The sequence below is a fragment of the Providencia sp. CIM-Carb-044 genome (assembly GCF_033901115.1).
Taxonomy (GTDB): domain Bacteria; phylum Pseudomonadota; class Gammaproteobacteria; order Enterobacterales; family Enterobacteriaceae; genus Providencia; species Providencia hangzhouensis.
In genome coordinates this window covers 141,362-166,191 of the sequence record NZ_JAXADV010000008.1, presented here as the reverse complement: position 1 = coordinate 166,191, position 24,830 = coordinate 141,362, and the positions used below count along the sequence as shown (strand labels likewise).

Below are 24,830 nucleotides of genomic sequence, written 5' to 3'. Positions count from 1 at the left end.
GGTTTCATTGCTTGATAAATGAATTCCACCTTTAAAATAAAGACGTTTATTTTGGATATCTATTTGTATTTTTTAAAATTTTAATTGTCCATAATTAATATGGGTTTCTGCAGTTTTCATTCCACTGAAAATAAACACCATAGAAACTAAAATAATTATACATAGTGTTCCACTTAACCCATCAACCATTGGGGCTAGTTCTTCATCAGAGTTATCATCATTTTCTTCCATATCTAATTCTTTTATTTTAGAAACAATTTTATTAATTCAGGATTATATTATAATCGCTATTGAAATGAACTCACTGGAATTGGAGCTCAAAAAAAAAGATTGTCAGACCACATTATCTTAAATGACGTTTTATTTTTAATTAAATGGATATAATCGGTTTCATTAACGGCAGCTTATGGGTATATAGCTGATAACCCCATTTATTAATATAATGATATAGAACATGACAGATAAAACTATCACAGATAAATTAAAAAGCATAGAAATCCAAAAGTTTAAAGTTCAAGGGCTTGATTTAATTGTAACTAAGCCAGATGGTTCTATTGAGAACATTAAAAATGGGCTGTCTGAAGTTATTTTAGGAAATATGACATTATTGACTGAGCAGGGCGAGATTCTTTCACAAGATGAAATTCTATCATCAATAACATTAAATGTCGGTGCTGATGCTATTTATATCAAAGAGCAATTGACGAGTGACATCATTGAATATACTGATAGCCAAGCCTCAAAAAAGAATAATGAGCAAATTGAAGGTGAGGAACAGCAATATGATAACCGACAAGACGATGAACAAAGTTTCAGTGAAAAACTGGCGGAGTTAAATCAAAAAAACCAACAATTAGAAAAGGCGCTTCAGACCTTGTCTTCTGAGAAAGATGAAAAAGAGGTATTACTAAGTTCGTCATTAACAAAGCTCACAGAAGCGAAAAACCAGCTAAATCAAAAAAATAAAGCAGAGAAAGCACAAGTCGAAGACAGCAACTTAACTTTTCCTTCACCATCTGCACCCGTTGTTATGCCAATAAGTTCTTCATCACCCTCTCAGCCTGCAAATAAACCATTAGCACCTTCCCAGACAGCTAAACCTATAACACAGGTTTTTATTCAAGGAAAATTAAGCGAAGAGTCCGACTCAGGGAAAAGGGGGGATAATATTACGAATATTAATACACCAATATTTACTGGGGTTATCTCTCCTGATAGTCAGGGTTATCTAACGATTAATGATAACAAATATTCGATCACAGCGGATAAAGATGGAAAGTGGTCATTAAAAATCACTGAACCGTTAGAAGATAAAGTATATGAATATTCATTAGTTGCTTTTTCCGGTGAAGGTAAGCCTGTGACGGTGAATGGCCAATTTGAAGTCGACACTCAGCTTGATAATCTCTCTGTTAGCCTTGATGGGCATTCGGATACCGAAACGTCGGCGGAGAGACTAACTAACAAGCAAGTTCCTACTTTTATAGGGAAAGCTGAAGCTGGTAGTACGGTAACGCTAACGATTGCAGGACAAACATTATCGGCAATTGCTGATGATAAAGGTACGTGGCGAATAACAGTCGAGAAACCATTGGCCGATGGAGTATCAAACTTCCAAGTCACTGCCGTGGATCCTGCTGGTAACCAAAAAATCATCACTGAGAGCGTTACTATCAAAACATCAAAACCAGATGCTAGTGTACTGCTTGATAACTCAACGGTTTTTTTGACCAGCAAAGTAAAGCCAACGCTTACGGGAAAAACAGATTCGAATTCCAATATCATCGTTAAGGTAGCTGGAAAAGAGTACTTCACTAAGGCGAATGAACAGGGTGATTGGTCACTCACTATCAGTGATAACTTAGCTGATGGCTCACATATATTAAATGTTAAGGTAACAGATAGCGTAGGAAATCAGGGGGTTTTTATCCAAAGCCTGTTAGTCGACACGACGCTACCGGCTGCGACTGCGAAGCTCACCGAAAGCAGCGATTCCGGCGCCAAAGGGGACAATCTTACGCAGCACCAAGCGGTCACCCTGGAAGGGATAACCAAACCGCAATCGACGGTGGTGATCCAGTTTGCGGGGCAGGAGTACAGCACCCTTGTCGATAAAGACGGGCAGTGGCAAGTGGCATTACCCGCAGTCAATCAAGACGGTGAGTATGATTATCAAGTGAGTGTGACCGATACTGTCGGAAATATCGGGATGTCCAGCGGGCAGTTTATTGTCGATACTCAGGTGGATAGCCTATCGGTTCACCTTGATACACTGTCTGATAGTGGCAAGGTTGGCGACCATATCACTCAAGAGTCGCGTCCGCATTTTTCAGGCAAGGCGGAAGCGGGGAGCCGTATCGAGTTGACGATTGACGGGCAACACGTGGTCACGACAGCGGATAGCGATGGGGATTGGACTATCGTCGTCCAGCAAACACTCACGGATGGCACCTATGATTATACGGTGAAAGCCACGGATGTGGCAGGTAATAGCACCGTGGTTACAGAGTCCGTGCAGATAAAAACCACATTGCAACCCACGACGTTACAACTCAATAACCAGTCTGATTTGATGACTAACCAACCGCTCCCGACATTATCCGGGCAATCCGAGCCCCACGCGACGATACAGGTTTCACTGAGTGGGGAAATTTACTCAACGGTGGCCGATGCACAGGGCGCTTGGTCGATTATGGTCACCTCGCCGCTCGCGTCGGGAAGCCACTTGCTCAAGGTGCAGGTCACCGATATTGCGGGAAATAGCGAGAAAATCAGCGAGACGGTATGGGTCGACACGACGCTACCGGCTGCGACTGCGAAGCTCACCGAAAGCAGCGATTCCGACGCCAAAGGGGACAATCTTACGCAGCACCAAGCGGTCACACTGGAAGGGATAACCAAACCGCAATCGGCGGTGGTGATCCAGTTTGCCGGGCAGGAGTACAGCACCCTTGCCGATAAAGACGGGCAGTGGCAAGTGGCATTACCCGCAGTCAATCAAGACGGTGAGTATGATTATCAAGTGAGTGTGACCGATACTGTCGGAAATATCGGGATGTCCAGCGGGCAGTTTATTGTTGATACTCAGGTGGATAGCCTATCGGTCCACCTTGATACACTGTCTGATAGTGGCAAGGTTGGCGACCATATCACTCAAGAGTCGCGTCCGCATTTTTCAGGCAAGGCGGAAGCGGGAAGCCGTGTCGAGTTGACGATTGACGGGCAACACGTGGTCACGACAGCGGATAGCGATGGGGATTGGACTATCGTCGTCCAGCAAACACTCACGGATGGCACCTATGATTATACGGTGAAAGCCACGGATGTGGCAGGCAATAGCACCGTGGTTACAGAGTCCGTGCAGATAAAAACCACATTGCAACCCACGACGTTACAACTCAATAACCAGTCTGATTTGATGACTAACCAACCGCTCCCGACATTATCCGGGCAATCCGAGCCCCACGCGACGATACAGGTTTCACTGAGTGGAGAAATTTACTCAACGGTGGCCGATGCACAGGGCGCTTGGTCGATTATGGTCACCTCGGCACTCGCGTCGGGAAGCCACTTGCTCAAGGTGCAGGTCACCGATATTGCGGGAAATAGCGAGAAAATCAGCGAGACGGTATGGGTCGACACGACGCTACCGGCTGCGACTGCGAAGCTCACCGAAAGCAGCGACTCCGGTGCCAAAGGGGACAATCTTACGCAGCACCAAGCGGTCACCCTGGAAGGGATAACCAAACCGCAATCGGCGGTGGTGATCCAGTTTGCGGGGCAGGAGTACAGCACCCTTGCCGATAAAGACGGGCAGTGGCAAGTGGCATTACCCGCAGTCAATCAAGACGGTGAGTATGATTATCAAGTGAGTGTGACCGATACTGTCGGAAATATCGGGATGTCCAGCGGGCAGTTTACCGTGGATAGCAATATCACGCTGATTGCACACTTAGACCCTGCGAGCCAAGACAATTCGAATGCGTTGATAACCTACTTAAAACGACCACAAATTAGTGGAGAAGCTGACCCCGAAAGTAAAATTACCGCTGAGTTTAAAGGACAAATTAAAACGGCTTACGCCGATAGCCAAGGAAAATGGTCTCTGATTTTTGATGTTGATGCGAATGAAGGCAAGGATAATCACTACAAGGTCATCGCAGAGGAGCCTGCTGGTAACAAAGAGACAATTAGTCAGAGTTTTACATACCTGCCCTCATCAGTAGGATCTGGAGACATTCACCCCCCGACTCTAACCGCCACATTAGATGCTGCGTATGATAGTGGAAAGCAAGGTGATTATATCACCAATATTAAAGTGCCTAAATTTACAGGGAACGCCACGGCGGGGGCTAAAGTTAGACTGACAATCGGGAATGAAAGTTTCTCTACATTGGCAGATAAAGTCACTGGAAATTGGGAAATCCAAGTTAAAGAGCTCGCGGAAGGGAATTGCCAGTATCTTGTGACGGCGGAACACCCAATAAATGGGCAAACAAAGGATATTTCTGGGAATATTTTTATAGATACTACTGCTCCTGTATCCACAATTGAACTAAGTACAGAAACGGATACTGGAACCAAAGGAAACTTTATTACTGCACATCGTAAACCTGTATTTACAGGAAAAAGTGAGCCGGGGAGTGAAATCACTCTGGAACTAAATAATGAGTCGGTTTCGACAGTTGTTGATAACAACGGTTTCTGGAGTTTATCTTTACCCAATGAATTACCAAAAGATTTTATTGGTGATTATAAAATCGTTGTTACGGATACAGCAAATAATCAATTTGAAAAAATAGATACACTGACGATTAATTCGAGTAAACCGGAGATTACCGATGCTGCTCTGGCTTCACCTTGGAATAAAGGTAAATTTTATGGTGAGAAATCGACTAATGATTTGATGGCGACTTTTCAAGGAAAAGTAACCCCTGGTTCAAGTTTACAATTTAAGTTTAGACTGAGTAAGAAGGATGAGCATATTTTCTCCATCTCAGACATTGATAAAAATGGAAATTGGTCTTTTAGCTTACCGCCAGGTTTTCTTAAAGTGGATCGCCGTTATGACCTTGATAATTTGGTATTAATTGCAACGTCTCCAGCTGGGTTGACGACAGAAAAGGTGATTGAAGAAAAAGGGATTCAAATAAAGGATTGCGTTTTAAATGTGGCATTTCAAGTTGCGGCAGAGTCGAGTAGTACTGGGGAAGTTGATAACTCACTAAGCTCAAGTCGTTCCCCAAAGTTACAGGGAAAGATTGTAGGTTCGTCGGATAGAGATGAGCTTGCAGGGACCATTTTTATTGGTGGAAAAACTTATTCAATAGCTTTTGGTAAAAGCAGAAGCTCATGGAATTTCAAAGTCCCCGACGATGTCCAGCTTCCTTTAGGAGAAGTCCCCTATACTCTCACATTTAAAGATGTTTATGGTTCGGTAAGGGAAGTATCTTCTTCTGTATTTATCAGTGATTTCAAGTTTTACCTTGACCCAGATACAGATTCTGGCCAAATCGGTAACCACTATACCAATCATAAAAAACCCGTTTATAAAGGCAAAATAACAGCCGGTGGCACGATCTCAGCCAAAGTAAATGGTAATAGTTATCCTATTCAAGCCAATGATCAGGGAGAGTGGCGCTTCGAAGTACCGATTAAAGGGGATGGCGCTTACCATATTAGTTTTATCCAAGACGATGGTACAGTTTCAGTTGGGCAAACAACACTTAATATCCTCACTAAGGCACCCATATTTAATCATTTTCAGGTTGCTGAGGAGCAACTTCATGCGGGTACACAAGTTGCGAATGTAACCAATCCTAAATTGGTTTTCACTTATAATGGAAATATGGATTATTACTTGATAAACGTGAATGGAAAAACGACTCGACATAATAAGCTAAAAACTAAATATAATGGCTCTAAAACAGTTTTTGCTAATGAGCTGGCATTACCTGACGGCGAGCATGTGGCAAAAATAACTGCATTTGATATCGCGGGTAATAAAACTGAGCATGAAGTAATTATTAAAGTGCTCAGTGATGAATCCGGTAAGACTGCCCCAAGTATTGAATTTGGTGTGAATGATAAACAATTAATTTCTGAGAAAGATGGCAAATTACTTTTCAACCAAAATGATTTAACACTCACGGGGACTACAAGCGTCGCAAGCCTAGTTACCATCAAAGACATAAATGGAAAAACACTTGGTACGACAAAGGCAAATAATCAGGGGAGTTGGCAGCTGAAATTACCTAGTGATGTTGTTCCTGTAGGTATTAAGGATGGTGAAAAAATTCAATTATCGGTTACGGCAAAGGATTTAGCTAATCGTGAAACGCAGTTTGAGTTTGATTTGGTATATGACATTACCCCGCCAGTATTGAATGCGGTATTAGACGAACAATCATCAAATGGCGGCACTATTCATGTTAACCAACCAACATTTAATGGAACAACCAAAGCTAATTCGGAAGTACGCTTGACGATCAATGGAAATATATATCGTACTACCGCTGATTATGATGGTAATTGGCAGATTAAATTGCCTGATAATGAAGCACTTGCTGATGGCGTGCATTTCTATGAAATAGAAGCAGTGGATGTGCTTGGACAAATAAACCAGAACAAAGTTTCTGGTAACTTTATTGTGAAAACAGTCGCCTCAGTGAGTGGGGAATTAGAAGAAGATTCAGACTCAGGTATTCAGGGCGATGACTGCACCAATGTAAATAAGCCTACATTTAGTGGAATTACCGAACCAAATGCGACAATTCGATTAGTGTTTGATAATAAAGTTACATCAATTTTTGAAACTACCGCCAATGAGAAAGGAGAGTGGACGATCCAGGTAGATACTGAATTGGGTGACGGTCTTCATGATTATGTCATTTTTGCGATTGATAATATTAAAGGTATTAAAGGACAAGTTTCTGGGCAATTGGTTATTGATACATTAGCACCTGACTACCTTATTGGTGGTGTGGTGGACCCTACAGACTCCAGCACTAAACAGAATATTTTAACCAGTATGACGAGGCCGACTTTTGCTGGGATTGCAGAGCCTAGCACTTATTTGGAAATCACAGTTGGTCAAGAGATCTACACGAATATCCTTGTTGATAAACAAGGGGAGTGGAGCTTTACGTTAACAGAACCACTAATCGATGGGACACATGATTATCATATAAGGGTAACTGACATTGCGGGGAACTTAGGGACAGACAATTTAACCGGAAAAATTACTGTTGATACTCAAGCGCCAGAAATTTTAGGGGGGCTAAATAACACCACTGACTCAAGCCACAAGGGCGATAATATAACGAATATCAATAAGCCAAAATTTAGTGGGGTGACAGAGGCTGAGGCAGTTATTGCGCTTGAAATTGACGGTAAAATCTATCAAGGGGTGGCGGATGAAAAAGGAAAATGGGCGATATCTGTTACTGATGCCTTGATTGATAAAACCTATGATTATCGTATTGAAGTTAAAGATGCCGTGGGAAATAGGCAGGCGCTTACAGGGCAAATGACGATTGATACTAAAGCCCCTGAGCTTGTTGGTCACTTAGATGTTATGACTGACTCTGGCGAAAAAGGCGATGATATAACTAATATTAATACGCCAAAATTCAGTGGGACAACGGAGCCAGACACTCAGGTATTTTTAACCATTGATAATCATACCTATGAACAAAAAGCGAATAAACTGGGTCAATGGGAAATATCGGTATTGAACCCATTAGCTGAAGGTGTGCATGACTATGAAATTAATGCATATGACAAAGCGGGTAATCAGGCACAGCAATCAGGAAAGGTGACTATTGATACCAAAGCCCCTGAGCTTGTTAGTGGCTTAGATGTTATGACTGACTCTGGTGAAAAAGGCGATGATATAACCAATGTAAATACGCCAAAATTCAGTGGGACAACGGAGCCAGACACTCATGTATTTTTAACCATTGATAATCATACCTATGAACAAAAAGCGAATAAACTGGGTCAATGGGAAATATCGGTATTGAACCCATTAGCTGAAGGTGTGCATGACTATGAAGTTAATGTATATGATCAGGCAGGAAATCAGGCACAGGTTAAAGGTAATCTTACTATTTATTCCGATTTGCCCGATGCAACTGTAAGGCCAATAGATAATACAGGCGGTACTCAGGTCGATATCCCGCCAATAGATACCTTAGCGCTTCCATCTGATATCGAGGAACACTATTTTTAATTGAATAATAGCCCTACCATGAAAATGGTAAGGCTAAAGTTTAAAGGTGAATAAAGTACTAAATCAAGGAATGGGGGAAGCTTGGCTGCGCATGAAAACTTTTAAATGCCAGTAAAAAATAAGGGACATCATCATAGCCGACTTCTTGGGCGATACGTGTCATAGGCATATTTTCTGTTCTAGATAATATCATTGCTTTGTTCATTCGGGACATTAAGCTAATTTTGGAAAAACTTGTATGTTCACTGGCTAGTCGTCGTTTAAGGGTTGAAGGACTCATATGGAGTTTTTTTGCGATAGTATCTAGAGTAAGGCATTGTTTACCTGCGCTATGAAAAATTAAGTCATACACTTTATCTTTTATCGAGATATTCATTGAGGCATATAATGTAGAGGTAAATTCATTCACCAGTAAAAAAAATGATAGAATAAAGTTTAAATGAATATGAATAACATTATGGCTGGTCGGTGAGTTAGCTTCTTTAATTGCAGAATGAAATACATCTTCAATAATCGGGTTTTCTTGTAAGCTAGTACAACAAATTTGGCTTATTGAGTGTGTCTTTTTCTTATTAATAAATAATGCTGCATGCTGTTGGTAAAAGGATTTTAACATATCGGTGGTCATTGGAAGTACATCTACAGCCAGCAGATTGTGATTATCAAGATTGATTATCTCAATTGAAGATCCTTTGGGGAGAAAACAGATATCTGCAGCCGTTAGTATTTGCCATGGGCCTTCTTCTATCCGTATTTCAATTTCGCCAGACCTCACTTTAAATAGTAGAGAGTGAGTTAGATAAAAGCTATTTTTTATTTTATTTGATAGGGTTTCAATATAGGTATGAAACGATTTAATACAGAAATTAGTCGACATTTTTGAACCTAAATAAATATTACCTACGATTATTACCGTAAAATTATTCTGGTTGTGTCAAAGAATTGTTCACGGCTTCCATATTTTTAACAACAAACCTTGAGCTTGCATAAGCTGAAAGATCGATTTGTTATTACTTCCTGACTTAATAAACTTCAGTGTATAGCGATGTGGTTTATTAAAAGGAACGCAGGGATACTAATTTTATATAGGGTATATTGATTTAATTACTGGTCACGATTTTTTATGTTTTTGAGAGAGAACAATAAATTCTTAACGAGTCAGTAATATTCCGAGAGTCATTATTTTAACTCATTGTTTTTATTTAAAATAATTATTTTTATTTTAATATTGGAATTATGTTTTTAGAGTAAAAAAAAGATAAGTAAGAAAAAAACAAAGTGAAATGATAACTATTAGGTGCTTAACATTAAAAAATAGTAGGAGTAAATAAAAAGGCAGAGTACGTTGAATATACTTCTGCCTTATCGTGCGTTGGACCAGTAATCAATTCAATATTTGGTTTAACTGACTATATAGGCCTTGTGCGCTCTTCTTATAACCTTCGACGGAGAGGTGCACATTGTCAGGTCGTGCTAAATCTTGTGCTGCCCATGTGCGAATTGAACAAGGGCCACCCATGAAGGCTTGCCAGTCCCAAAATAGCGTATTTTCCTGAGCGGCAACCGCCTTTTGAATTTGAATCACACTCGTTAAATTCACTGGCATCTGAGCTTGGCAACTCGCCGCATCATTAAATTTAAGTGAATCATTCGGGCCGATAAGTAAAATAACGCTATTTGGCATTTGTTGGCGAATTAAGCGAATTTTGGCGCGTAAATTTTGCTCGTAAGCGGCTAAATCTAATGTATCGTTAAAAGCTTCATTGGTTCCATAGGCTAAAATCACCATATCAGGGGACATTTGAGCTAAGGTTTCGCTCCATTGTGGTTGCCATTTATCTGTCATACTCAGTGTTGCACCATTGAGCCCAAGAGCTGAAAACATTACTCCTGGTTTTTGCGAACGCACTAACCACCCACCAATTTTCAACCTATCACCTTTATTAACAGTAACTTGGGCTGGAAGCTGGGTATTTACAGGGGACGAAAATACCCACTGGTTGCCTGTGGCTGGCAATGCAACATTGGGGGAGACGGCAGGAGCGACACGCATTTGTGAGTCACTTGTGCTTTGGTATAGAGTTTGTAGCTGATAAGCACCTAGCGCAGGCTGTAAAGGCTTGAGCACTACTTTACTGTTGGCTGCTTGTGGCTCGGCAATTAGCCCACCAAGTGGGTAATCAAAGCGTTCATCTTTGCGGCTTGAAGCCAGTGACCACTCTTTCTTTTCGCTCATACGGTTAATGGTCGCTGTTCGTTGCCCAGGTACCGAAATCGGAGGAATGAAGCCTGGGCCCGCGTCACCATAACGTTGCTGAAATAATGTTCTTAAATTACCGCTGAAAAAGTCAGCGGCTGTATGTGAATCACCAATTTGGACAATGTGAACTTGTTGGTTGCCTTGGCGCAACTTATTTGCCAACTGCGGCAAATTAGGCTCTGCGTTATTGACCAACTGCCCTTGTGCAACGACTGGCTGGCCTTTAGGCAGGCTAGTCGTGCGAGTTTTGTCTGATGTGTTCTGGCAAGACAATAAGCCCAGCGACAAAAGCGCAATCACGCTACCCGCCAATATTTTGGACTTAGCTTGACACAGTTTGTTCAGTTTCATGAGGTTCCTTTTCTTCCTCTTCTTCGAAATGAATGAGTGAGAATACTTTTTCAGCGATCAATTGTTGACCTTTTCCGCTGAAATGGATCCCGTCACCACTTCGCAATTTAATGGTACTACTCGCATCACCGATATAGTCAGAATAGGTATCGCCTTTATATTTAAAGACATCATTGACCGAAAAGTAAATTTCACCGTTGTCTTCAACTTCAGATTGGTAGAGGCTACTTAAGAATTTCATGCCATCGGAGAGCGTATTTTTACGCATATTAGGAGGCCCAACCCAAATAACATCAACATTGTGCTGGCGAGCGGTCGATATTATATCACCAATTCGTTCACGGTACACTTTTTCCCAATCTTCACTTTTAAATTTGACGTATTTATAACCCGTCTGTGGTGGCATATCCCAAGGGTCGTTAGGTCCTAAAAAAATGACTAAAACCTTAATGTTGGGGTTATCATTCAATGCCTTAGCAATGGTTTGGGGCCAATTGAAAAAGCGTGGATACGCCAGTCCTGTACTTTGCTTGCTTAGATTAATGCTATCGATATTATATTTTTTCAAGAGCATGTTTTTAACATGTGGAGCGACGCCTTGCATCATGGAGTCCCCCGCGAACAGGACTTGTTGGCCCTTTTCGATATTGGCAATATGTTTTGCCACGATTGGCTGATCTTTTTTGATTGTAAAACCACCAAAGTTAATTTTCTGGTTTTTCTCTCTAACTTGTGGTCGTTTAAGCCGCTCAGGGAAAGTAATCGATAAGCTTTCAGCTGGATAAATATAGCCATTTACGAAATGAAGACCAATTTGAAACTCTTTGGGGAAACTGAGTTTTTTATCTTTATTGGCCAGTTCAAGCTCTGCGGCTTGTTTGTCTTCCTGCGCTTTTTGCCCTGATGCGTAATAAGTGAATAAGCTTCCTGCTTCAAGCGCACCATCATGTAAATAAGCACCATAATCCCAGATAGGATTCCCTGCCATTTTTGCCCATGGGGTATCTTGGTGATATTTTTGCTGCCAAAATCGTTCTAGTGAGCTTTGATTCAACCAAATTAATAATAGGCCAGCAATTAGGACAATAAATAAAATCTGCCCAACTTTGATTAGGGTATTTTTAAACTCAGAAGTTAGCATAAATAAACCCCGGCATACCTGAAGGAGAAAGCATAAACATAATAGTTAGAATAATCGCGAGCGGAATAGGATAATAATACCAAGGAATGGTTTGGTATTTTTTTGCCACATAATGGTAGCCTTGTACAAAATAAGGGTAGGTAATCAATAGTAGCCAAAATGCGATTAGTAAGCCTAGGCTTGCATTAATTGAAGCAATAAAACCAGGTGCAATGATTTGATTGGCCATTAACAGGGCATCATCAAATGAGGGGCTACGGAAGAAAATCCATGCAAAGCAGACAAAATGGAAAGTAATAATTCGTGACACCCAAACGGATAATGTTTTATTAGGAATCACTTGGGTCCATCCTAATTTTTCCATGCATAAACTCTTAAGATTGAGTAGCACAATTCCTAATCCATGAATGGCTCCCCAAACTACAAATGTCATTGCTGCACCATGCCATAACCCTGAAATGACCATCGCAAGGAATACATTGGTATTCATACGGCTAAAACCTTTGCGGTTACCGCCTAGGGGGATATAAACATAGTCGCGAATAAATGTAGATAAGCTGATGTGCCAACGGGCCCAAAACTCTTTTAAATTTGCAGCTAAATAAGGCGCATTAAAGTTAACAGGGACTCTAAATCCTAATAATAACGCGATTCCCGTCACCAGATTGGTATAACCTGAGAAGTTAAAGTAAATATTCCAAGCATAGGCATAGGTTGCTACTAGGATCTCTCCCGCATTGTAACCCACGGGAGAATCAAAGACTGGATTTACAAAATTTTCAGACAAGTAAGAGCTAAATAAAAACAATTTCACTAGTGCTAATGAAATAAGCAATATCGCTTTTCGAGGATCTAAAATCTCACGGCTTTCCGCTTGTATTTGGGGAAGAAAGTTCTTCGCGCGGTTGATTGGCCCTGCGACGATGCTCGGAAAAAATGCAAGATACAATGTTACATCAAAGAAATCGGCTTTAGGAATTTCTTTGCGACAAACTGATACCGTATAGCTTACCGAATGGAATACATAAAATGAGAGTCCAAGTGGTGCGAGTATTTCCAATATAGGAAGACCAACACTAAAACCAAATTTATCGAGTGTTTGCTGAATAGTCTCTTGGAAGAATGAGTAATATTTAAAGGTGGTAAAGAAGCCAACAATGACAGCGGTAAGAATACCGTATATCCATCGACTAGAGAGCCAATTGGTTGCCACGTTGGTAAGCAAATAAATAATCAGTGTGTAGCTAAATAAGATATAAGCAAAGTCAGGACTAAATGAATAAACAAAAAAATAGCTAGCAGTGATTAATAAGCCATTTTGTAACTTTGCACTGGGCTGACAACCCCAATAAATAAGAAAAAAAATCAAGAAAGAGCCAAGAAACTCAAAAGAGAAGAAATTCATATTAGACTCAAAGATGTTAATTATTTTGTTAGAAGGTTAGGGTATATGATATTTGATCTCTTTTTCTATGCAATCAGAATATTGCTTGTCGTATTGCTCGTCATATTTCGAGCGGTGACTTTGTTGGCTACGTTCAGCTACCCTAGTCACATACTTATGTATGCTCCTAGGGATAGCTTCTCTTGCCGCCTCGCCACCACTCGAACTATTTAGAGCAATGTGGTGAAACTGAAATACCCAATAAAAGACAATTAAACCATCAGATTAAAAACGAGAGATAGCTTCTCTTGCCGCCTCGCCAACACTCGAACTATTTAAGGCAATAGAGTAAATCTAAAAAAACATAAAAAATGAATTAGTCGAATGAGTTAAGTAAGTTAAATACGGTTTGTGAGGGATAAAAAAATCCACTTAGTTAAGTGGATTTTTTATGTCTTGTACCTGGTGATACAAAATTAAATGCGAGTGGCTGCTCTTTGCTGAGCTTGTGTAATCAATTCTTCATTACTCGCGTACATCTCTTGTAAATAGCGGTTATAAGTAGAACCTAACTCTGAGTACCCTTTCATATCATTGATTAACTTTTTAGTATCTAGCTCATCTTTTGATAGACGCTGTTTTGCTCGTGAAGTACGTAATGACTCATAAGCATTATGGGTATTCATATTTTTCATATAAGCAGTCACGGTCTCTTCTACAGAAGAATATGTAGAATAGCCTTTAATCTTTCCTTGTTTGGTCTGGCAGCCACTACCGCAGCGCATACCAAATAAATTACCGTTTTGCAGAGCAAGTTGTGATGTACCCCAACCAGACTCTGTTGCTGCTTGTGTGGCAACTAAGTGTGTTGGCATGATGTCGACACGACTCAGTAGTTTGTTCCAATTTAAACGTTTTGGATTACTACATTTCATACCATAGCTATTACAGATTTGTTCAAGACGGCGCAACTCTTGTGCGCTCCACTTCTTATTAGCCCGTACTGATAGCAACCAAGTACGTTCAGCCATAATCTGCTTATTCACTTTTTCAATAACAGGGACAACCGTTTTCAAAAATGCTTTCTTTCGAGGCGTACCAGAAGGGTATTTACGCAAGTCAGGGAGTGAGGTTTTAGCCTGACTTACATTCTGTTGCACAGTTTTATTAGTATACTCTTTATTGAGCATTGTGCTGGTACTGGTGGAGCCCATACTCAGGCTCGAAAATAAAAGTAAAAATAAGAAAGCGAAGACGGCGTTTGTCCTCATCGTTCGAGAGGGCATTTGCTTCTCCTAAGTATCTCTGAACAAAATTCGAGCGAATATTAGCAGATTAATTTTTCACGAGCTACATTTATCCGGATGATATTAAGGAAACTTCTGTATTATTTTGTGAATTTTTTTATATTAAAATGAATGTATTGATTTTAAATGACCTAATGGTTTCGTTTGGTATATTTTCATATGATGAATGATAAGTTAAACTGTTTATTCCCGTGGCGTTCGCGCTTTACTTAAGTTAAATTTGAGCAAAAAACACACAATTCATTTAGTTATTATAGGGTTATTTTGTCTGAAAAATAAGCAGTTGGTAGTCTATTTTTTGACCTAAATGAGTTCTCCATCGTTTTATTAAAGCCTATCGAGGCGACAAAAGTGAAATAAGATTATTATCTGCAAATGAGTAAAAAGTGACATTTACCTTAAATTTTAAGCGCAACAATGTCAGGATAAAGTCCTATAGGGTGAGTCATATGGATATCACAAATAGTCCCTTTAAGGTTTTAAAATTTGTTGCAGTAAATCTTGTTGCTTCGCATCTTCCGCCAGCTGTGGAAAATCTGCCACCGTCCAATAAGAGGTCGGTTTGGGGAGCTGTTTCATATTTCCAGTAGGGAGCAAACGCAGTTGTGCGAGTAATGACAAATCATATTTGAGATAGCGGTCAGGCAACGTTAAAAATAAGCCTTCAGATGGCATAATTTGTGGGGGCATCAGAGGATAACGTTGGTCACTTGTTTGGTAATCTCTTGTTAAAACAAGAAATTTCTCTGGTACTCTACGGTAACTGTTCCACCATAAACCATCAACGCTATCAAATATTTTTCGCGTGGTTTTTCTATCTTTGCTACCGAGTTGGTGAAGGGCCAGTGGAAGAATATTTTCCATTGATTGAGAGTAAGTGGCTAAAGAGCCTGCTCGGCCTTGTAGTATCAAAGTTAAGGCGAGACGGGAACCAAGTAAATTTGAGTACAGGTCTTCAGGGGAAAATGCGGAAACCCCTTCAGAAAACCCCGGTACAGATTGATAGCCATACCACTGTGCAATTTCATGCCATACCGCGAGTTGGAAAGCCAATTTTGCGGCTAAGTAGGCGCTTAGTGTATAGCGCTGTTTGGCGGATTTCGGCGGTTCAAATGCACTGAAATGTATTTGTCTATCCGCTAATTCTTCACTTAGTGACAACGACCATTGTTGGCCTAGACGTGGGTAAATTTGGCTAAATAAGTAAAAAGTATAATCTGCAGTATCTCTGACATGGGAAATATCAATAAACCCGCTTTTATCCGTATAGAGTAAGCCTATTTTTTCATTACTGAGCCCCATTAATGCCGCAGAGGCACCTAAAAAGCTGTCATTATAATGATGTTCTCCTAGGCTATCTGCTTCAACGATATTATCGATAGTGTAAAACGGGACAGGTAATCCCCATAGCTCAGCTTGCAAGTTGTAGCCAAAGGCGCAGCAAGCGCGCAAACCTTGTGGTGGGGCTAAGGAAGCAATAATAGGCCAATTTTGTGAGGCTTCTTCAAAAGTATAGGGGGTAATGACAGGCTCAATAACGGGCAAGTCCAGTTTGTCATGACTTTGGCAAGCGGCTAATAAAAGCCCAATCCCCATTGCCAGAACCCATTTGAACATTAAAACGCCTCCCCAACTTGAAAATATACCCCTGTACTGTTGCGGCCAACACCGAAATCCAAGCGAACATTCATTCTTGGTTTAAATTCAAAACGATAGCCTACGCCAACAGTGGGCAACCAATGCCCTTGGCCTAATTCAGATGCAGCATCACTCATGGTTCCTGTTCCTAGCCAACCCACAACGCCATGACGCCAATCGAGTTTATGGCGAAGTTCAATTTGGTTGGTGAATATATTGTTATCACGATAGCGGCCTTCGTAATACCCGCGCATACGGTTACCATTACCGAGTAATGATAGCTGGTTCCACGGTACATTTCCGGTTGAAAACCTCGCATAGTTGTCGAATGCAATAACAGTCTCTTCGGCTAAGGCATGGTAATAGGCATATTGTAATTGGGTGGTTTGGAAACGTGTATCGCTACCGAGGGTAGGCGCAAAATAAGTATAGATGGCCTCAAAAGCTTGCCCATGATAGGCATTGGGCAGAAAATCTCGTGTGTCATAACTGTAGTATGCACTGACGCCTGAATTTAACACCGAACGACCCCCAATTGAATTGGAGAAATACTGTTTGGCGCCATTATCAGGATCACTGGCATTGATTGATGAAAAGTTCCAACCAAGACCAATATAAGTCGAATCGGCTAATTGATATAAGACTCTTGGGGTTATTTGGAATTCTTGGGAATGGTACTTTTCTTTATTGTGATCGTTTTTCCCTGCAGAATATCCCTTACCCCAGTAATAAGTGGGAATATTGTTAATGGTGCCGGAAACAAATAACCGCCACTGGTCGTTATCAATAAAATTATAATTGGTAAAATTTAAGCCAAACGCGCCTGTAGACGACGCAAAACCGCTTAAGCCAATAGAAGACGGCTGGGTTTGTTTATCTTCTTTATCTATTCGATATAAACCAACCAGCGCAGTACCAATACCAACGCCCATTTCGGGGGTATAAAATGGCCCCGGTAATACGCCCCAATCGACAGTTTTACTTTCATCAAAGCTATTTTTTCCACCGAGATCGTTTAACCAGCCATCGATTTGCTGGCGATCAGGGAGTAAATCAGCTTTAGCGGGAAAAATAATAAAAAGGCTGAGCAAGGCCAGCCTTTGGATAATTGCCGAATGCCACATTAAAAACGGAATTCCCCAGAAATATAAAAACTATTTCGGTTATTAAAACCGACTTCTGTTAACACATTAAAGTTTCTAGTGAGTTCGACACGGGCACCGACAGTATTATTCCATTTATGGGCAAGATGCTGTTTAACATCGAATTTTGCATCGTCTGGCGCTAATGCCATCAACCCACTCAATTCAGGCGGTAAATCTAGTTTATTAATATCACCTTTGAATCGTTGGGTAATATCTTGATACATGGCTCCAGTCCAAATTTGTAGCTTTGTATTACCTTGACCAGGGATTAAAGGTTCAAAGATAAATTCATAACCAACCCGAGGAGTTACAACAAAAGCAGTAATGTCACCGTCTAAGATATCAAGGCTTGTTCTGGTATAGTTAAAATCTAATGTACTAAAGAATTGGTTATACCCACCAGCGAAGGTAACACCACCACCATACGTTTTTCCTTTATAGTCTAATTCAAAAGGTAGATTTTTACCGATATCAATTATATTTTCTTTGCCAAAAATTTTGACCCGAGCTTTTACACTATCAAGATTTGTGGTTGATGTTCCTTTGGTTTTTCCATAAACGCCATATACGTTCATAAATGGAAAGACCCAAGTATCGAGTTTTAACATATGTGATTCATTCTTACTGCGTGTATGTCCTGTTTTAATCATTAAGTCATCATTTAAATCGAATTTAACAAAAGGAATATTTACGCCCTTTTCTGATTTAAAGGCTATTTTGTCAACTTTTATATCTTGACGTAGGTTCATATATCCGTAGCCGATCCCAAAAGGTTCCGGTAAATCATACCCTCGAGCGCGGGCTTCATCGCCCCAAATCGGCAGTACTCGTGACTCTGTGGTAGAAGAACGAGTAATGCCGCCTTCGCTGTTACTTTGTGGGACTCCAGACTCACTTACAGAGACCGAAAATAACGGACGATCACTATCGGCAAAGCTCACAGACATGCTCATAATAGAAGAAAGAATCAGTGCAGTACTGAATTGAATGCGTTTCATAAAATTGGCTCAATCTTTAGATAATAGAGAGGTGTAGTTAGGTATATCTATAATAGTTGGAATTTTAACATTGATAATTTTTTTATCGATAGCGCTTAATGCTTTTTTATGAAGATCTAAAACTAGATACCTGTATGTTAATTGTTTATTTAAGATTATCATTTTTCATACATAAAATAGCTGCCGATGCAAGAAATAACATCGGCACGATAGGGCTGAAAATACTATTTTTTGTTTTGTTGATGAAACTTAACACGCTCATGAAAATAGGCTTTTAAATGGTCTTCCATTTGGTGAATCTTTTGTTCTAAGGCGTTGACCAGCACTTCATCGCTATTCATATCGAAAACGCGCTGCATCGCCAGTTCATCAACATATTCTTTTTGTGCCTTGGTTAAATCAGCCATATTTGAATTACCTTTATTGAAATAGAACTTTTGCTTTATCAATTTAAAGCAAATTAAAGAAAGTGCATTATTGTGCCTCAGTCAATACAGTATGAAAAGTAGAATAACTGATTGTCGAATAATGATTATTTATTAACTTAGTTGCAATACGAAGGATCAAATCACAATCTCTGTTTGTTAAGAATAATCACAATATTCTTAATGAATATAAGCTGATATCCTCGCCAGAGTCACTTATTAATAGGTCTGAAAATGAATAATAAACAACACTACCTTGATACCGCAGCAGGTGAGGGTGAAAAAGAAGCATCAATGATGGTTGCTATCCCTGGTTCTGAGCTGACGTCTTTATTATTAGAGCAGCGTTTAGAAGAGCAAACTTATTTCACCGATGGTGAAATAGACTACATTCCTGAGGATGGCGGCTTTTTCTTTAGCTGTAAAAAAGATGAAGAAGAATTACGTTTTTATATCTCTTTAGTGGATAGCGACCCTGAATATACCATCAATCCTTATTTTGCCACTGATCCAATCAGCCCTGAGCTGTATGCAGAGGCCAGTGCTGCTCCTCAAGCAGTGATTGTTGAATGTTTATTTCAAGGGCAGCCATTAGCTAATTACCTTCAGCAGCTGAAAATTATTCAAATATTAGTGCCAGATTTATTACTAGGCTTGGATATTTCTGCCGCAGGGAAAGTGTTTACTCGTGAGTGGCTTAATTTCCAACTAATTGATGATTTGATGCCAAGCATTGATTCTTTGTATGTTGTTCATGCTATTTATGATCAAGAAGACAACGAAGACAAGCCGGAAGAAGAGCGTGCTCCGACCATGTATTGGTTCCATACTCACGGTTTGGCACGTTGTGGTTTATCGGAAGCAGAAATTATTATACCGCACCCGATTGCTTCTTATTATGGTATTCCCGAACTATTTTGGAGCTTCGTGAATAACAGTATTACTCACGGAAAAATCGTGTTTAATGAACCTATTTTTATTGGTCAAACCCAAGCAGGCTATGAGTATTTAGTTGCAGTACCGTTTGAAGAAGGGCTGTTGCATGTGGGTAAATCAACGCCAATTGATGATTTGAAGCCACTTGAAGAGATGAATTTCGAGTTTGGTGATGCGTCATCAGAGCGTTTCATGGGGGATTGGCATGATCGAGACGAATCTCATCAGCACCCATCCGCGATGTTGTTTCGTGTGACACAAGAAAACCCGGTATTAGAAAGTTTCTTTGAAGGCTTTGAAGATCAAAACGCGATGATGTTTATGCGTACCGATGAAGAAACCGCTGATATGTCCCGTAAAGCCAAATTACGTTGGGAATATTTTACCCATATGTTAGATAACTACGGGCCAAAACCGGTCGCTCAGAAGAAAGGATTTTTTGCCAAATTCCTCGGTAAAAACGAGGAAGCTGAAGATTCGGAATGGCGCTTTTTAGTGAAATGCGGTATTGGTTACCATGATGCAGAAGAAGATTTCGATGGTCATGAACATATGTGGTTTGAACCTGTTTCTTGGAATGGAGACAAGTTTGAAGGGCGTTTAATTAACCATCCTTTTTATGTGAAAAATATGCAAGAAGGGGAAGTTTATCCATTAACGCGCGACGATATTACGGATTGGACAATTTATTTCCAAGACGGCAGTTATACCCCTGATACGATATATAAATTGTTAAGTGGCGCTCAAGTTCACTAACTTGTCATACTCGTCATACTTCAAGCTGCATGGGTGTTGACTGCGCTCAGCCAGCCGAATCACATACTTATGTATGCTCATCGGTCTGTCTTCGTTTGTCGCCTACATGCAACTTGAATTATTTAGAGTATATACGCGTCACGATTCAAACCGCATGGGTGTTGACTGAGCTCCGCCAGCCGAATCACATACTTATTCAAGCTAGAGTACAAAGGTTTATGTTAGACTGGGCGCGCAATGCGCCCAATTTAATGATGAAAATTTAACGCCATGAATGAATCCGAGCTTTACCAATATGCCTTGTTTATGCTTTCCCGCCGTGATTATGGGAAAGCAGAGCTATTTGCTCGTATGAAACGGCGTATGTATGAAAAAAATGAAGGTATTATTGATGAGCCTTTAATTGAATTGGTGCTTGAAAGGCTAAGTGAGCAACATTTTCTTGATGACGACCGTGTCGCGGGGCTATTAATGCAAGGTTATCTCCGTAAAGGGTATGGACCATTGCGGATAAAACAAGAAATGCGGCAGAAAGGTTTCACTGAAACGGTTGTGGAAAAGCATTTTGCTACTCTAGATGTAGATTGGTTTGAAAAGGCCGCATTGGTTCGTAGTAAAAAATTCGGTGATGACCTTCCTCATGATTTCAAGGAAAAAAGCAAACAAATTAGATATTTACAGTATCGAGGCTTTTTTGGCGATATGATTTATGAGTTATTCAATGGTTAGTTTCCATATTATTAATTTATAAAATCACTTACTTTTCAACTGGTTGAAATAAAATCTGAACATAGTTTTTGACGTTGTTTATTTTAGATTAATCAGTGAATTGTGAGTTCGATCTTTCTTTTATCAATTTCATGTTAACGTTAACATATCTTTAATTATATACTGTGTTCATGTTCTGGGCTGCTCACTTCACGATAAATCAAAAAAGAGAAGAAAGCGCTAGCAATGATGTTTATTGGTTTAATTCAAATAGGTATTAATATGAAGATGTTACCGTTATCTGCGATTGCAGCGGCTTTTGTCATCCTATTCCCTTTGGTGGGGGATGCTCAAACGGATTTAAGTCGTATTGAGGCAAGGCTGGAGGCGTTAGAGAAAAGAGCTGAGTTGGCAGAACGACGTGCCGAAGCTGCTGAACAGAAAGCAGAGAAGCTCGAACGAGTGATGAATATGCATGAAACTACCAAACAACCCATATCAACCGTTGTTAAGGAGCCTATTTCCAATACAAATGTACCAAGGGAGAGTGAAGAAAAACCAACATCTGGGATCCAATACCACAATGATTACGGTGAACTTAAGCTTTATGGCGATGTTGAGTTCAATATGGATGGGGCGAGTCGTCAGGGACAAATTACATCTGTCAGAACGGCCCTTGGGAAAAACAACCAACCAAATAAGAGTGATAATTGGGATATTAATGGACGGATCTTGATTGGGGTAGATGGTAATCATTTGAAAGATAATGGAAATTATGCAGGGTTTTCTGTGCAGCCGCTTGCGGATATGACAGGAAAAATGAACCTTGATGATGCCGCTTTTTATTTCGGGCAAAAGGATCGCTGGCAAGTAAAGCTCGGCCGTTACGAAGCTTATGATATGTTCCCATTAGGACAAGATACGTTTGTACAGTATTCAGGCAATACGGCGAATGATTTGTACAGTGATGGGTTCGGTTATATTTATATGATGAAAGAAGGGCGTGGGCGTTCAGGTGATGGTGGTAGTGTTCAACTTTCCCATTCATTAGATGATTGGTATTTTGAAATTAACGCATTGGTTGAAGATGGTACTGCTTTATTCGATGATTCTAATTACCATGGTTATCAGCTAGATAATAAGAAAAATGTTATTTATTTAAGGCCTGTGGTGGCTTGGCAGCCGAATGATTTTAAAGTGGCTATTGCGATGGAATCCCAAGTTATCAACAATGCCTATGGGGATAACGTTGATGGTCATTGGAAGGATATGTCCAAACGTAATGGATATGGTATGACTTTAGGATGGAATAGCGTAGAAAAAGACTCAGATAATGGCGTGCAGCTAACATTCAGTACTGCATACCTAGATGCAATAGCAGAAACAGATTTATCGTTAGGTGGCTATGCTTTGTGGCGTCGCGCTCAACTAGGTTATATCTATGCGCATAATAATATTAAAGATTTTAATGCAGTAAATATTTCGACAGACCCTAATTCAGTGTTGAATAACATCCCAGGTAAATATGATGTTCATACTTTATATGCTTCTTATGAGTTACCTCAAATTTTAGCTATAGATAATTACAAAATTTATCTTGGTGCTTATTACTCTAAAATTAATGCAGATAACCCTAATTTGATTAGTCATCATGATGATGAACGCTATGGTGTTCGTGCTCGCTTCAAATATTTTTTCTAGTCTAAGCTAAGCCGTTCTTCCTATGTGTTGTTAATAAATAGGAAGATCGGCTGCAAAATAACTATCAAAAAGATTTTTTATTTATTTCTCTTGTGTTTTAACGCATTTCTATATTAAAAATCATCTGCTGACATGATCATTGTCAGTGAATTTTGCTTAATGATTAGGCAGAGTAATTTTTTTTATAATTACAAAATAAGACAGGCAGGAGAAATAAATGATTGAGCTCTTAATCGGCGTTATTGTCGCCATTGGAGTTGGGCGTTATATCATAAAAGGGTATTCCGCAACGGGTGTGTTAATGACAGGAGGGATTTTACTTCTAATCATTACCGCTATTATGGGCAAAAGTATTTTACCAGGTTCTGTTCCAACGACGGGGTGGCGTGTAACAGATATTCTGGAATACATAAAATTCCTATTAATGAGCCGAGGTGGCGACCTTGGTATGATGATCATGGTGTTATGTGGGTTTGCATCTTATATGACTCACATTGGGGCGAATGATGTTGTGGTGAAAATCGCTTCTAAGCCATTAAAAATGATCAACTCACCTTATTTGTTGATGGTTGCTGCTTATATTGTGGCATGTTTGATGTCACTGGCGGTATCTTCTGCGACAGGCCTCGGTGTATTACTGATGGCGACATTATTCCCTGTAATGGTGAATGTCGGGATCAGCCGAGGTGCAGCAGCAGCAATCTGTGCATCGCCAGCGGCAATTATTTTAGCGCCGACATCTGGTGATGTTATCTTAGCGGCAAAAGCGGCCGAAATGCCATTAATCGACTTTGCATTTAAAACGACCTTACCGATTTCTATCGCGGCAATTGTGGCAATGTCAATCGCTCACTTCTTTTGGCAGCGTTACCTCGACAGAAAAGAAAATGTCACGACTGAAATGTTAGATGTGAATGAAATTAAAACCCATGCTCCTGCTTTCTACGCTATTTTACCTTTTACGCCAATTATCGGTGTTTTAGTGTTTGATGGTAAATGGGCGCCTGAATTGCATATTGTTACCATTATTGTTGGCTGTATTATTTTGGCTGCAATCATTGAATTCATCCGTAGCTTCAGCGCTAAACATGTCTATAGTGGCTTAGAAGTTTGCTACAAAGGTATGGCAGAAGCATTCGCAACGGTCGTTATGTTATTAGTGGCGGCTGGGGTATTTGCTCAAGGTTTAAGTACCATTGGCTTTATTAAAGGGCTCATTGACCTTGCACAGTCATTCGGTTCTGGCGCAATTGTGATGATGATTGCACTGGTGGTGATTACGATGTTAGCTGCGATGACCACAGGTTCAGGGAATGCACCGTTCTATGCATTTGTTGAACTAATTCCTCATTTAGCAAAACAAATGGGGGTCAATCCTGCTTACTTAGTGATACCAATGCTACAAGCCTCTAACTTAGGGCGGACTTTATCGCCGGTATCAGGGGTTGTCGTGGCCGTATCTGGTATGGCAAAAATCTCTCCGTTCGAAGTCGTGAAAAGAACGTCAATCCCAGTATTAGTTGGATTGGTTGTGGTTGTAATTGCGACAGAAATATTAGTGCCTATATATCTATAACATTTCAGTTTCTCAGGTAAAAAAAATGGCTGAGCGAATAACTCAGCCATTCCTCGAATTAAAAATTAAATACTTTATATCTAAAATTTACTCTTTTAATTGATTGCGAAATTATTTTTTTACAGAATAATTACGTGGCGTTTGTTCTTTTACGTTATTAACGAGATCTACCCCAAAAAGTTGAAAGAAATAGAGTAATTAAATTAGGTACTGTTGCCCATTTAATGCAAAATCTGCACATCTTATTTTAATAACGTTAATGATGAAGAAC

At 40.1% G+C, this 24,830-nt stretch carries 15 protein-coding genes; 5 read left to right on the top strand and 10 right to left on the bottom strand.

What is annotated here, in order from left to right; genetic code table 11:
* Positions 1-72: 72 nt before the first annotated feature.
* Positions 73-231: a hypothetical protein gene (locus tag SJ312_RS16190; RefSeq protein ID WP_319868085.1), complete on the bottom strand. Its 159-nt coding sequence runs from the start codon at positions 229-231 to the stop codon at positions 73-75.
* Between the two features lie 223 nt (positions 232-454).
* Between SJ312_RS16190 and SJ312_RS16185 the strand changes: the two genes are divergently transcribed.
* Positions 455-8,233 (top strand): Ig-like domain-containing protein, encoded by a 7,779-nt coding sequence (locus SJ312_RS16185; protein WP_319868084.1) that lies wholly within the window; start codon positions 455-457, stop codon positions 8,231-8,233.
* 58 nt (positions 8,234-8,291) lie between these two features.
* Here SJ312_RS16185 and SJ312_RS16180 read toward each other — a convergent pair whose 3' ends face one another.
* From SJ312_RS16180 to SJ312_RS16140, 9 genes are all read right to left on the bottom strand, one after another.
* Positions 8,292-9,110: a helix-turn-helix domain-containing protein gene (locus SJ312_RS16180; RefSeq protein WP_153673226.1), complete on the bottom strand. Its 819-nt coding sequence runs from the start codon at positions 9,108-9,110 to the stop codon at positions 8,292-8,294.
* Between the two features lie 507 nt (positions 9,111-9,617).
* A complete protein-coding gene (locus tag SJ312_RS16175; protein ID WP_319868083.1) occupies positions 9,618-10,844 on the bottom strand; it encodes an SGNH/GDSL hydrolase family protein in 1,227 nt (408 codons plus the stop codon).
* Positions 10,816-11,985: a DUF459 domain-containing protein gene (locus SJ312_RS16170; RefSeq protein WP_094961456.1), complete on the bottom strand. Its 1,170-nt coding sequence runs from the start codon at positions 11,983-11,985 to the stop codon at positions 10,816-10,818. Before SJ312_RS16170 ends, SJ312_RS16175 begins: the two co-directional genes overlap by 29 nt.
* Entirely contained in the window at positions 11,972-13,390 is a 1,419-nt protein-coding gene (locus SJ312_RS16165; protein ID WP_110592630.1) for an MBOAT family O-acyltransferase, read from the bottom strand. The genes SJ312_RS16170 and SJ312_RS16165 overlap by 14 nt, the downstream gene beginning before the upstream one ends.
* A gap of 455 nt (positions 13,391-13,845) precedes the next feature.
* Positions 13,846-14,655, bottom strand: a complete 810-nt coding sequence (locus SJ312_RS16160; RefSeq protein ID WP_036958345.1) for a protein bax — start codon at positions 14,653-14,655, stop codon at positions 13,846-13,848.
* 492 nt (positions 14,656-15,147) lie between these two features.
* The gene (locus tag SJ312_RS16155) at positions 15,148-16,293 is read right to left on the bottom strand and encodes a DUF4056 domain-containing protein (protein WP_110592516.1); all 1,146 of its coding nucleotides are present in this window, start codon (positions 16,291-16,293) and stop codon (positions 15,148-15,150) included.
* Complete coding sequence (locus SJ312_RS16150; RefSeq protein ID WP_319868082.1) at positions 16,293-17,438, bottom strand: BamA/TamA family outer membrane protein; 1,146 nt, start codon at positions 17,436-17,438, stop codon at positions 16,293-16,295. Before SJ312_RS16150 ends, SJ312_RS16155 begins: the two co-directional genes overlap by 1 nt.
* The gene (locus tag SJ312_RS16145; RefSeq protein ID WP_110592514.1) at positions 17,438-18,457 is read right to left on the bottom strand and encodes a hypothetical protein; all 1,020 of its coding nucleotides are present in this window, start codon (positions 18,455-18,457) and stop codon (positions 17,438-17,440) included. Before SJ312_RS16145 ends, SJ312_RS16150 begins: the two co-directional genes overlap by 1 nt.
* A gap of 224 nt (positions 18,458-18,681) precedes the next feature.
* Complete coding sequence (locus SJ312_RS16140) at positions 18,682-18,864, bottom strand: hypothetical protein (RefSeq protein ID WP_004261179.1); 183 nt, start codon at positions 18,862-18,864, stop codon at positions 18,682-18,684.
* Positions 18,865-19,116: 252 nt separating this feature from the next.
* Between SJ312_RS16140 and SJ312_RS16135 the strand changes: the two genes are divergently transcribed.
* From SJ312_RS16135 to dcuC, 4 genes are all read left to right on the top strand, one after another.
* Positions 19,117-20,574: a DUF4026 domain-containing protein gene (locus SJ312_RS16135; RefSeq protein ID WP_094961453.1), complete on the top strand. Its 1,458-nt coding sequence runs from the start codon at positions 19,117-19,119 to the stop codon at positions 20,572-20,574.
* 270 nt (positions 20,575-20,844) lie between these two features.
* Complete coding sequence (locus SJ312_RS16130) at positions 20,845-21,303, top strand: regulatory protein RecX (protein WP_004261175.1); 459 nt, start codon at positions 20,845-20,847, stop codon at positions 21,301-21,303.
* Positions 21,304-21,564: 261 nt separating this feature from the next.
* Positions 21,565-22,983, top strand: a complete 1,419-nt coding sequence (locus SJ312_RS16125; RefSeq protein WP_165880939.1) for a carbohydrate porin — start codon at positions 21,565-21,567, stop codon at positions 22,981-22,983.
* Between the two features lie 217 nt (positions 22,984-23,200).
* The gene (gene dcuC, locus SJ312_RS16120; RefSeq protein WP_004261170.1) at positions 23,201-24,559 is read left to right on the top strand and encodes an anaerobic C4-dicarboxylate transporter DcuC; all 1,359 of its coding nucleotides are present in this window, start codon (positions 23,201-23,203) and stop codon (positions 24,557-24,559) included.
* The last annotated feature ends 271 nt before the right edge of the window (positions 24,560-24,830 follow it).

Excerpts from the sequence above, each read along its gene's own strand:
- SJ312_RS16165 (WP_110592630.1), bottom strand. The coding sequence starts at position 13,390 with ATGAATTTCTTCTCTTTTGAGTTTCTTGGCTCTTTCTTGATTTTTTTT.
- SJ312_RS16150 (WP_319868082.1), bottom strand. The coding sequence starts at position 17,438 with ATGTGGCATTCGGCAATTATCCAAAGGCTGGCCTTGCTCAGCCTTTTT.
- SJ312_RS16135 (WP_094961453.1), top strand. The coding sequence starts at position 19,117 with ATGAATAATAAACAACACTACCTTGATACCGCAGCAGGTGAGGGTGAA.
- SJ312_RS16145 (WP_110592514.1), bottom strand. The coding sequence starts at position 18,457 with ATGAAACGCATTCAATTCAGTACTGCACTGATTCTTTCTTCTATTATG.
- SJ312_RS16190 (WP_319868085.1), bottom strand. The coding sequence starts at position 231 with ATGGAAGAAAATGATGATAACTCTGATGAAGAACTAGCCCCAATGGTT.
- SJ312_RS16175 (WP_319868083.1), bottom strand. The coding sequence starts at position 10,844 with ATGAAACTGAACAAACTGTGTCAAGCTAAGTCCAAAATATTGGCGGGT.
- SJ312_RS16185 (WP_319868084.1), top strand. The coding sequence starts at position 455 with ATGACAGATAAAACTATCACAGATAAATTAAAAAGCATAGAAATCCAA.
- SJ312_RS16140 (WP_004261179.1), bottom strand. The coding sequence starts at position 18,864 with ATGGCTGATTTAACCAAGGCACAAAAAGAATATGTTGATGAACTGGCG.
- SJ312_RS16125 (WP_165880939.1), top strand. The coding sequence starts at position 21,565 with ATGAAGATGTTACCGTTATCTGCGATTGCAGCGGCTTTTGTCATCCTA.
- dcuC (WP_004261170.1), top strand. The coding sequence starts at position 23,201 with ATGATTGAGCTCTTAATCGGCGTTATTGTCGCCATTGGAGTTGGGCGT.
- SJ312_RS16130 (WP_004261175.1), top strand. The coding sequence starts at position 20,845 with ATGAATGAATCCGAGCTTTACCAATATGCCTTGTTTATGCTTTCCCGC.
- SJ312_RS16155 (WP_110592516.1), bottom strand. The coding sequence starts at position 16,293 with ATGTTCAAATGGGTTCTGGCAATGGGGATTGGGCTTTTATTAGCCGCT.
- SJ312_RS16160 (WP_036958345.1), bottom strand. The coding sequence starts at position 14,655 with ATGCCCTCTCGAACGATGAGGACAAACGCCGTCTTCGCTTTCTTATTT.
- SJ312_RS16180 (WP_153673226.1), bottom strand. The coding sequence starts at position 9,110 with ATGTCGACTAATTTCTGTATTAAATCGTTTCATACCTATATTGAAACC.
- SJ312_RS16170 (WP_094961456.1), bottom strand. The coding sequence starts at position 11,985 with ATGCTAACTTCTGAGTTTAAAAATACCCTAATCAAAGTTGGGCAGATT.